2 protein-coding genes are annotated in these 714 nt (G+C 63.4%); one reads left to right on the top strand and one right to left on the bottom strand.

Annotated features, from left to right (window positions below; all coding sequences use genetic code 11):
• The coding region (locus tag CXQ97_RS20830) for a TSUP family transporter (RefSeq protein ID WP_181035158.1) at positions 1–436 on the top strand (436 nt) is incomplete at its 5' end.
• Here CXQ97_RS20830 and CXQ97_RS20825 read toward each other — a convergent pair.
• The coding region (locus CXQ97_RS20825; protein WP_146069737.1) for an NUDIX domain-containing protein at positions 404–714 on the bottom strand (311 nt) is incomplete at its 5' end. The two genes, CXQ97_RS20830 and CXQ97_RS20825, sit on opposite strands and share 33 nt — an antisense overlap.

Below are 714 nucleotides of genomic sequence, written 5' to 3'. Positions count from 1 at the left end.
TGCCTGCGGCATCTACCTGCTGTTCAGCCACATGCCCACCCGGTCGAGCAACGATGCGGCGCCGATCGGGCGCAAGCGACAGTGGCCACAGAGCCTTTCGCTCGGTTTCTACGATGGAGTGGCCGGGCCTGGCACCGGTGCGTTCTGGACGGTCAGCAGCATGCTGCTCTACCCGCTCGACCTGCTGAGAGCGAGCGGCGTGGCGCGGACGATGAATTTCGTCAGCAATGCCATGGCGCTTGCAGTATTCATAATCGGCGGCCACGTCGCCTGGGTGCTGGGCATTGGGATGGGGCTGGCCTTGATGGCAGGGGCCTACTTCGGCGCGCGCACGGCGATCCGCGGTGGCTCGCGGTTCATCCGTCCGGTATTCATTCTGGTAGTACTGGCGATGAGTCTGCGGCTAGCCTGGCAACACTGGTTCGGGGTGGCCTAGCCAACGGGACAGATAAAGCTCGATCAGATAGCGGGCGATGGATTGGCGCGCGGGCAACGCCGGCAGGTTGTCGATGGCGAACCAACGGGCATCCTCGATTTCCTCGGGCTGCAGCACGATATCGCCACCGGCATATTCCGCGTGGAACCCGAGCATGAGGGAATGGGGAAACGGCCAGCCCTGGCTGGCGATGTACTGCGGCGCATGAATGGCCACACCGACTTCTTCTCTTACCTCGCGTGCGACGCACTGCTCCACCGACTCACCCGGCTCAACAT

Source organism: Arthrobacter sp. B0490, from assembly GCF_002929355.1.
Lineage (GTDB): Bacteria > Actinomycetota > Actinomycetes > Actinomycetales > Micrococcaceae > Arthrobacter_D.
Note: the sequence above shows the minus strand (reverse complement) of the source record. Positions and strands in the feature narration are given on the sequence as shown.